9 protein-coding genes are annotated in these 9,031 nt (G+C 38.5%); 8 read left to right on the top strand and 1 reads right to left on the bottom strand.

Annotated features, from left to right (window positions below):
• The 6 genes from OQX64_RS21960 to OQX64_RS21935 all read left to right on the top strand — a co-directional run.
• On the top strand, positions 1–940 hold a 940-nt coding region (locus OQX64_RS21960), incomplete at its 5' end, for an RHS repeat-associated core domain-containing protein (RefSeq protein ID WP_265820363.1).
• Between the two features lie 5 nt (positions 941–945).
• The gene (locus tag OQX64_RS21955; protein ID WP_265820362.1) at positions 946–1,464 is read left to right on the top strand and encodes a hypothetical protein; all 519 of its coding nucleotides are present in this window, start codon (positions 946–948) and stop codon (positions 1,462–1,464) included.
• A 362-nt stretch (positions 1,465–1,826) separates the two neighbouring features.
• A complete protein-coding gene (locus OQX64_RS21950) occupies positions 1,827–3,689 on the top strand; it encodes an RHS repeat domain-containing protein (protein ID WP_265820361.1) in 1,863 nt (620 codons plus the stop codon).
• A gap of 7 nt (positions 3,690–3,696) precedes the next feature.
• Positions 3,697–3,990, top strand: a complete 294-nt coding sequence (locus tag OQX64_RS21945; protein WP_265820360.1) for a hypothetical protein — start codon at positions 3,697–3,699, stop codon at positions 3,988–3,990.
• Between the two features lie 198 nt (positions 3,991–4,188).
• Complete coding sequence (locus tag OQX64_RS21940; protein WP_265820359.1) at positions 4,189–4,365, top strand: hypothetical protein; 177 nt, start codon at positions 4,189–4,191, stop codon at positions 4,363–4,365.
• A 170-nt stretch (positions 4,366–4,535) separates the two neighbouring features.
• Positions 4,536–4,943: a hypothetical protein gene (locus tag OQX64_RS21935; RefSeq protein WP_265820358.1), complete on the top strand. Its 408-nt coding sequence runs from the start codon at positions 4,536–4,538 to the stop codon at positions 4,941–4,943.
• 169 nt (positions 4,944–5,112) lie between these two features.
• On the opposite strand, the gene OQX64_RS21930 is transcribed toward OQX64_RS21935, so the two are convergent.
• On the bottom strand, positions 5,113–6,240 hold the full coding sequence (locus tag OQX64_RS21930) for a polymerase (protein ID WP_265820357.1): 1,128 nt from the start codon (positions 6,238–6,240) through the stop codon (positions 5,113–5,115).
• A 236-nt stretch (positions 6,241–6,476) separates the two neighbouring features.
• Here OQX64_RS21930 and OQX64_RS21925 point away from each other — a divergent pair, with 236 nt between their 5' ends.
• Positions 6,477–7,457, top strand: a complete 981-nt coding sequence (locus tag OQX64_RS21925; RefSeq protein ID WP_265820356.1) for a deoxyhypusine synthase family protein — start codon at positions 6,477–6,479, stop codon at positions 7,455–7,457.
• A 252-nt stretch (positions 7,458–7,709) separates the two neighbouring features.
• Entirely contained in the window at positions 7,710–9,011 is a 1,302-nt protein-coding gene (locus OQX64_RS21920) for a c-type cytochrome (RefSeq protein ID WP_265820355.1), read from the top strand.
• Positions 9,012–9,031 lie beyond the last annotated feature (20 nt).

Here is a 9,031-nt window from a genome sequence, read left to right as displayed (position 1 = left end):
TCATTTGGGCAATGTACGGACGACGTTTTATAAAAACCCGAGCACCCATCAGCTGGAAGTGTTGCAAAGAGACGATTACTATGCATTTGGATTAAGAAAAAATACACAATTCGGAAATAATAAATATCTTTATAACGGCAAGGAGTTGCAGGAGGAGTTAGGGCAGTATGATTACGGCGCAAGGTTCTATGATCCGGTGATAGGGCGTTTCAATACTGTTGACCCACTAGCAAGCGAATTTCCTTGGCAGTCTGGTTATGCCTCCTTTGACAACAATCCAATAAATAAGATAGACCCTGATGGAAGGGCCGCCTATAGCCCTATATATGGGACTGATGGAAAATTTTTAGGTACAGATGACCAGGGGTTGAAAGGGAAAGCTATTGTGATGAATGAAAAGGACTTTAAGCAGGGTATGAAACACGAGGATGCAATGAAAAAAGACTTGGCACCAAATGGAGGTAGTGAATATTATAAGGCAATTTCTGATTATGGAGATTACAGTAGTTTTTATAATCATTACAACAGCTTGTCTAGTCGACCTGATTATGACGGTTATTTAACCAAATCTGAGGCTGATGCCTGGTGGAAAGGAAAATCAGGAGAACCATTATTTGTAGACCAAAATAAAATAGACCTTCCTGGTGTAACTACCCAAGATTTTGACAATAAAAAAGGTGGTTCTTTCTATAAGAATTTTGTTTTTGGATTGAGTAATACAGGAAAAGTATATGGTACTTTAAAACTAACACTTACGAATGCAGGTACGGGAGCTGTTCATCTTGGAGGGCAAACGTATATGGATGAATACGATTATAAAATGGATGGACGGATTTTCAGGGATTTTGCAACTTGGGCAGGAAGGCCTGGGGGAGAAAATAGCGGGAAGAGTTTCTTTATATATGGATATGGACAATCAAAAGTGCCGGTTAAAAAATAATGATTATGAAGAAGAAGGTGTTTTTTGGTGTTTTGTTTGTAGTAGCAATAATAGCTTCATACGTGGTTTATGATGAATTCTCTTTTACTCCTTTAAAAGAATATGATTTACAAAAGTTGTTTAAAGGATACAGCGGAAGTTTTGATAAATCTTGTAGTAAGGACTTTCTTGGTATGAGTTCTAAGGGAGAATTGTTCGAGGTATACAGATATAACATAAAGGGCGGGGTAATAGATAATGATTTTCCAAAGCTTACGGAATGGGAGAACACAGAAGTTACTAATGAGACGATTGTTAGTAAATGGAAGAATTGCCCTCTGAATTATCAAACAATGAAACTGTATAAGTTTACATTAACCTCCAACAATCTTGACGATGTAAAATGTTTTAGCTCTTTTAATAAAGAAATATTAAACCCGAAAAACTATTACAGTTTTATTCATTTTAATGATTTGGAGCAGTATTTTTTACTTTACTGTACCGATAGTCGAGAATTGTACTATATAAGAAGAAAAGGATTTTAGCAGAAAGCCACCCCAAAAAGGTGGCTTTTGTTGTTTTACATTGCGCCTATCTTAGCCGATTTGATGAAGTAGTCAATCCTATCTGGTCTTAGCGTCTCGCTAAGACCAAAATGTAGTTACATAACAAAGTCCGGCAGTGCAAAAAATGTCGGGCTTTGTTATTTCTGTAGGAATTCAAGTTTGATTAGTCTAGCTTTAAGTGCCCCGTAGGTGCGAGAATGTAGTTTGGCGAGTTGGGTAATCTTGATGCTTTCGCTGAAACGTTCTGCAAGCAATAGATCTTCTTCTTGACCCATGCTAAACCCTGGTTACCTTTTTCAGCTACCGCCCTAAGTTCATTGAGTGCAAATAAAAGTACTTTGATGATTTGGGGCTGGTTGTACGGTCTGTTAGCAGGGAATACCTCACCTGTTATGGGGTCGGTACCGGCGGCCAGGGCCTGGAGCATTTCCCGATGGCGATTGTTATCCTGCATAGGCTTTACCGGTTTTGGCATCGCGTATGATCACACCGGGCGCCAATTAGCTACCTTTCAAAAGGTCAATGATCAGGCAGAGGTGGTGCTGGCCTATCAGGTTTATAATGAACTGGGTCAGCTGAAAGAAAAAAAACTACATAACGACCTTCAGTCAACAGCATTTGCCTATAATGAACGCGGCTGGATGACGGGAAGCAGTAGCAATGAATTCAGTATGGAACTGCGGTACAATGAGAATATCACAGGTGAGGCAGATGCGCAGTTCAATGGCAACATTGCCAACCAGCTTTGGGGGCAGGGAAACAGTCTTCCTTACAGTTTCAGCTACAGGTATGATAAACTGAACAGGCTTAAAAAAGGGATTACGGCAGGCCTTACCAACGTGATGAGTGAGCAGATGGAATATGATGTGATGGGGAACTTCAAATGGCTATCAAGAGATGGTGGCAATGCAAATCACTATGATTATCCACATGGGAACCAGTTATGGTATGTGGCCTACGTTACCAATGGTTATGCCTATGATGCGAATGGCAACGCCACCACCGATGGACGATCAGGTTATTCTATTCAATATAATCACCTGAACCTGCCAAAGTATATACCTGATGTCAAACTTACGTATACCTACGATGCTACGGGTAGGAAGCTAAGTAAAAACAGCAATGGCTCGTTTCGGAACTATATTGATGGAATTGAGTATAAACCTGACGGTACTATTGATTTTATTCAGACAGCTGAAGGCTTAGCCCAGAATAATGGAGGAACCTATACCTACCATTACAATCTTTCCGATCACCTTGGAAATGTGAGATATAGTTTTGATGTTGCTAATGGAGTGATGGGAAAATTAGAGCAAACTGATTATTATCCTTTTGGCATGAAGAGAAATACATTTGCAAGTGGTGCAAACAATAAATATCTTTACAATGGTAAAGAGATGCAGGATGAGCTGGGCCCTCCCGGACAGGAAGGTCATTATGATTATGGGGCGAGGTTCTATGACCCGGTGATTGGCAGGTGGGATAGCGTGGATCCATTGGCGGAGAAGTTTGATTTTTTAAATCCATATAATTATACAGATAATAATCCTGTAAATAATACGGATCCTAATGGCATGGAAACATATTATGGGCAAGAAGCACAATATATATTTCTACAACAAAGTCGAATGTGGCAGAATGGAGATGATGGTACAGGAGATCTTCCAAAAAACAAAGGCAGAAATACAGTAAATACCCCTGGCACTATAATTCGGAAAAATTCTGTAAGTAAGATGCCAGAAGGAGATATAAAGACAAATCAATTCTTAGATCAATGGTTGGGCTTTCTTAATTATACTCCAATAGGGAGAGCTGCTTCCTTTTTAAGGGATGTAACCTCAGAGAATCCTGAAGATGCTGTACAAGCTTCATTAAGTATGCAAAGTTATATTGTGAAGAACAATTTGTCTTTGTCTAGCACTGAGATGAGTACTACATTAGTAAAGACTGAAGCTCAATTTAGTAAACATTCCTTAGACCGACTGGCTCAACGTGGAGTAACGCGAGACATGGCTAAACTAGCAATCAGCAAAGGCCAGAAATTTTATGACCCTCTTAATAAATCAATCAACTATGTTTTACCTAATGGTTTTGCTAGTGGTAAGAGTTTGTTAGTTGGCACAAATCCATTGACAGGACAGATTACTGCTGTAATACGAAGTAGTAAGAATTTAATTAATAGCAGATTCATACCAATAAAATAAAGCCACCATGAAATCTACAGTTGAAATAATAGAATCTCTGAACTATATCTTAGTAGCATTACATCCAGAGAGAACAGAACTTGTAAAAAAGTTTCAGAATGAAATATGGGATGATGAAAGCATACAAGATGAGAAGTTAAATGAAATCTTATCCGAACTGGCTTACGATTTAGATTTTTATGAACCCAATGAAGAATGGGAAATGGAGTCCATTAACTATTATGGTGATAAACATTTAGAAGAGCTAATAAAGTTAGGGATGCAAAAACTTGAAGAGTATAACAAAGCTTCTCTCAGCTAACGGACTAGATGTTATTAGCGGTTTAACTGGAGAAACGGCTAATGGATAAATCTATCTCGGGGCTGGAGACTTGCCGGACTCATTCCATTAGCTTCAGAGTTTAGGAAAACAAGGAAATTAACTGAAAAAGGGGCGGAAATAGTTGCAAAACATAAGTTTGGAGTTTTTTTTAAAAGTGCGTCTGACGGAACATGGTGGGTGAAGGATTTTGCTGGTCATGGAGAATCTACATTTAAAGTATATGAGCAAAAAGGAAGTAAGCTAATATGGAAAGCAGATGCAGATAAATATGGAAATTTCATCAAAGGTAAACATAAAAGTGAGTTTGGTAAAATAGTAGATATGAAAGACTTAAATATTATAAAGAAAAAATAAAATGTTTATTTTAGAGAAAATCCAAAACCCTATTCCATTTGAATGGTTCAACTATGATTATTGGCCAGACAGTAAAGCCTTTAGAATAGTTTTGAATCAATGTTATGAGGGTATATCGATTCAAGATAAAAAAAAATAATATTGTAAAATTTATTTTGTCGATAATTAATATGTATGATATTGAGGATTTTATTATTGGCCAGGCAAAGCCAGAAATACCATGGGGTGGAATGACAATGGATGTTTGGGGACTTGAGGCAGAAGAATTCTTTTTTGACGCAAAGGATAATTTAACAAATGAAACTGAAGAATATTTAAATTTATTGTCAAAATCTAAAATTAATTTCGATTATGATGGACTATGTTTATGTAATAATTGGGAAGTATTAACAAATATAATTTTAAATTGTATACTCTCTGGAAGTGCTCCATTTAGTCCATTGATATATGATTTAAGTAACGAAAGAATAATTTATTTTCATCATACTCTCACTATAGGAATTTATTTTATAAAAAAAGAAGATAATTTAATACTCGCTAAATTGGCTGAAATAAATCAATTAACAGTTAGTATTTGAATCTTAGATCCTGCTTTTCCAAAAGAAAGTAGCCCCTAGCTGGCGCACGCGTATCGCGTGTGAGAGATGAATAAAGTTGTAGCAGAGATGTCGGGCTTTGCTATTTACTTCGCGAAAGCTCAAATCTGCCTGTGGGAGAAGTAAGATGAACCATAGACTATGCTATTTTTTAAAAAGCCTCCGCTATACTAATATAAAATCCACTCTGGCGTTTTTCATTGGCCCTTTTTTCACCAATACCATAATCTAAACGGATACTGATACCTTTTTCCGGATCAAAGAAATACCTCAAACCTGCACCGTAATTAGGTTTAAATGAACGGATAGAAAAATGATCAATGCCCCAAACTGTTCCGGTTCCTCCGAAGGCTGTCGCACCAAAACGGTTACTGTACCGGTACCGCAATTCGGCCTGAAAGGCCAGGAGGTTTTCATCACGGTAACGTCCGCCATAATAGCCGCGCATCATTTCATCATTGCCCATTTGCGGAAGGAGGTAAACAGGTGTGTTTTTACCCATAACGGTATTGTATAAGCCCTGCATCCCAATGGCAAAACTTTTATTTAATTTCCAGAAGTTCCGTGCATCAATTTTGATCTGGCTGCCGGTAAAGTTGTCTGCTGAGAAAACAGCGGGCGCATATTGGTACGTACCCCTTATAAAGAAGCCTTTTGTGGTGTAATTATTATTGTTTCTCGAATCATAACTTTGTGATACGCCTACATAAAAAACACTTCCTGATCTGTTATTATAATAAGCATCACGACTAAAAATGCCATCAGCTACCAAATCGCGGTATTTATAATTCTCAAAACCTAAAGAAACGCCCGTATAGGCTTTCGGTAACAGTTGTTTTTCGGCCTGAAGCAATATTTTAATCTGTTGCTGGATGAGTTTGTCTTCATTCGTTTCTTCGGTGCTGTTTCCAATACCATAAAAATTAAAGGGCATCCGTTTGAAACGTAACTCTCCTATATAATGTAGCGTATTACCTTTGCCCCAGATGTCAATCATGGAACTCATGTTATAGGCTTTCAAAGTAGAATAGTTCAGGTTAAGTGTAATTGATGAAGGGCGGTTAAGCGTATCCTGCCGGTCAGCATAAAAGCCAACAATAGCACCCACGCCAAACTGAAATCCAGTTTCCTGGGCATAACCAAATGAAGGGATGGGTAAAAAACTCGCTTTTCTCAGCGTATCTTTCTCGTTAGAAAGCATTTTTTTTATCAGTTTCATTTGAGCAAATGCGCTTCCACACAGGATTACAAATACGAAGAGGAAATAAATTTTTTTCATCGCCGCAAATTAACTGAATTTTTATTTAAGATTTATTGATTCGTGGGTCAATGGTTCATTAGTCCTTGTTCTTTGCCCTTTGCTCCTTGCTCTTTCTTCCTTGCTCCTTGCTCTCTGTTCCTTACTCTTTGTCGCATAAGATGATTTACTTTGCCTGCCTTACGAAAAACTTTGCAGCCTTTGCGGTTAAATTTCAAGCTAAATGCCTATTTTTGCGCCAAATAAGACAAAACAAAATGAGCAATACAAGAGGACCGATATCTCAGTTTATGGAGCGCAATTACCTCCATTTTAATGCTGCTGCTATGATGGATGCGGCTAAAGGTTATGAAACGCATTTGGATGAAGGTGGTAAAATGATGATCACGCTCGCTGGTGCGATGAGTACTGCAGAATTGGGTATTTCCCTTGCGGAGATGATCCGCCAGGATAAAGTAGCCATCATTTCTTGTACAGGTGCCAATCTGGAAGAAGATATTATGAACCTGGTTGCCCACTCACACTATAAACGCGTACCCAACTATCGTGATTTAAGTCCGCAGGATGAATGGGATCTTTTAGAAAACCATTACAACCGGGTTACGGATACTTGTATTCCGGAAGAAGAAGCCTTCCGTCGCCTGCAAAAACATATTCATAAAATCTGGAAAGATGCAGATACGGCTGGAGAAAGATATTTTCCGCACGAGTTTATGTACAAAATGCTTTTAAGTGGCGATTTGGAGCAGTATTATGAAATTGATCCGAAAAATTCATGGATGCTGGCTGCAGCAGAGAAGAACTTGCCGATTGTTGTTCCGGGATGGGAAGATTCTACCATGGGTAACATTTTCGCCTCTTATGTGATGAAAAAAGAGTTACAGGCTACAACCATGAAAAGTGGTATTGAATATATGGGCTGGCTGGCCGATTGGTACATTGCAAACAGTGGCGGCAAGGGCATCGGATTTTTCCAGATTGGTGGCGGTATAGCCGGTGATTTCCCTATCTGTGTGGTGCCGATGTTATATCAGGATATGGAAATGGAGAATATTCCTTTCTGGAGCTACTTCTGCCAGATCTCAGATTCTACTACCTCATACGGATCTTATTCAGGTGCGGTACCAAATGAAAAAATAACCTGGGGTAAATTGGATATTCATACGCCAAAATTCATTGTAGAAAGTGATGCGACGATCGTTGCACCACTCATGTTTGCCTGGATATTGAAACAATAAGAAGTAAAACTGAATAATACAAATTGATTCGGTGATGCCCATTTATGATCATGATCAAAATGGGCATTTTTATTGCCTGAATGGCTAGAATCGACATTTGTTTAGAATGATTATAAATTGTATTTCCGGTCACTATTATGTCATGGGATTTATTAATAAGTTATACTTTTGTTCAAGTTTTGATGGGGCTATCTTGGTTCAGGCATCAATTTCACAACAAAAAGTAAATTAAATAAGTATAAAGTGTTCATTATGAGAGATATCTCGATGATTTTAAAAAGCGTTTGGAAGTCGTTATTCGTATTTTCAGCAGTTTCTGTAATAGCGGTTTCGACTGTTAACGCGCAGGATGCTAAAGAGGGGAGAACGCTTTTCAAGGCTAAATGTTCGTCATGCCACGCCTTAGATGCGAAATTAGTCGGTCCGGCCTTAACCGGAGTAACCGATCGCCATTCAGAAGAATTCCTTTTAAAATGGATTCCTAATTCTCAGGCGTTAATCGCATCCGGTAATCCGGAAGCTGTTAAATTGTACAATGAAAACGGAAAAGTTGCCATGACTTCTTTCCCTGAATTAGACGAAGCTAAAGTAAAAGATATCTTAGCCTACATTCAGGAAGGTGAGCCTAAACCGGTTCCTGGTACTGGAGATGCTGCAGGTGCTTCAGCTAAAGATGAAGGTACTTCAGGTTTATCTATCGCAGGTATTGTGGCCATTGTGGTTATCGCCATCGTGATTTTGGTGATTTTAGGTCGTGCCAGCAAATTATTGGAGCGCTTAATTCTTCAGAAACAAGGCATTGAGACTGAAGAGGATGTACCCTTAAAAGTGGGCGTTCGTAAAATGTTTAAAAACAAGAAGTTCGTGATGTTCTTCATCTTGTGTTTAATCATTGCATTAGGTTCATTCGGTTGGATGGGGATGTGGAATACAGGTGTTCACACCGGTTATCAGCCAGTACAACCCATTAAATTCTCTCATGAATTGCATGCCGGAGTTAACCAGATTGATTGTCAGTATTGTCACAATGGTGCCTTTAAATCTAAAAATGCAACCATTCCATCATTAAACGTTTGTATGAACTGCCATAAAGCGGTACAGGCAAGAGATAAATATGATGGTGAGATTTCTCCGGAGATTAAAAAAATCTACAATGCTTTGGGTTATGATCCTGAAACGCAGAAATACGATGAAAGTAAATCAAAACCAATGGAGTGGGTGCGTGTGCACAACCTGCCTGATTTTGCTTACTTCAATCACTCTCAGCACGTAGTGGTTGCAGAGGATGCCATTCGTAAAGCAAAAGGTTTACAACCAACTGAGCCAGTATGTTTTGCTTGTCACGGTCCGGTTAATACCATGGAAGAGATTTATCAATACTCTCCGTTAACCATGAAATGGTGTATTAACTGCCATAAGGAAACTGATATTTCCGGACAGAAAAATAATGCTTTCTATGTGAAGGTAATCGAAGCGCACGAGAAAATTAAAAAAGGCGAAAAAGTTACCCCGGCATTATTGGGTGGTTTAGAGTGTGGTAAATGCCACTATTAATAGATAGAGTTTAGTAAGAA

It is taken from the genome of Pedobacter sp. GR22-10 (assembly GCF_026239715.1).
GTDB lineage: Bacteria > Bacteroidota > Bacteroidia > Sphingobacteriales > Sphingobacteriaceae > Pedobacter.
Note: the sequence above shows the minus strand (reverse complement) of the source record. Positions and strands in the feature narration are given on the sequence as shown.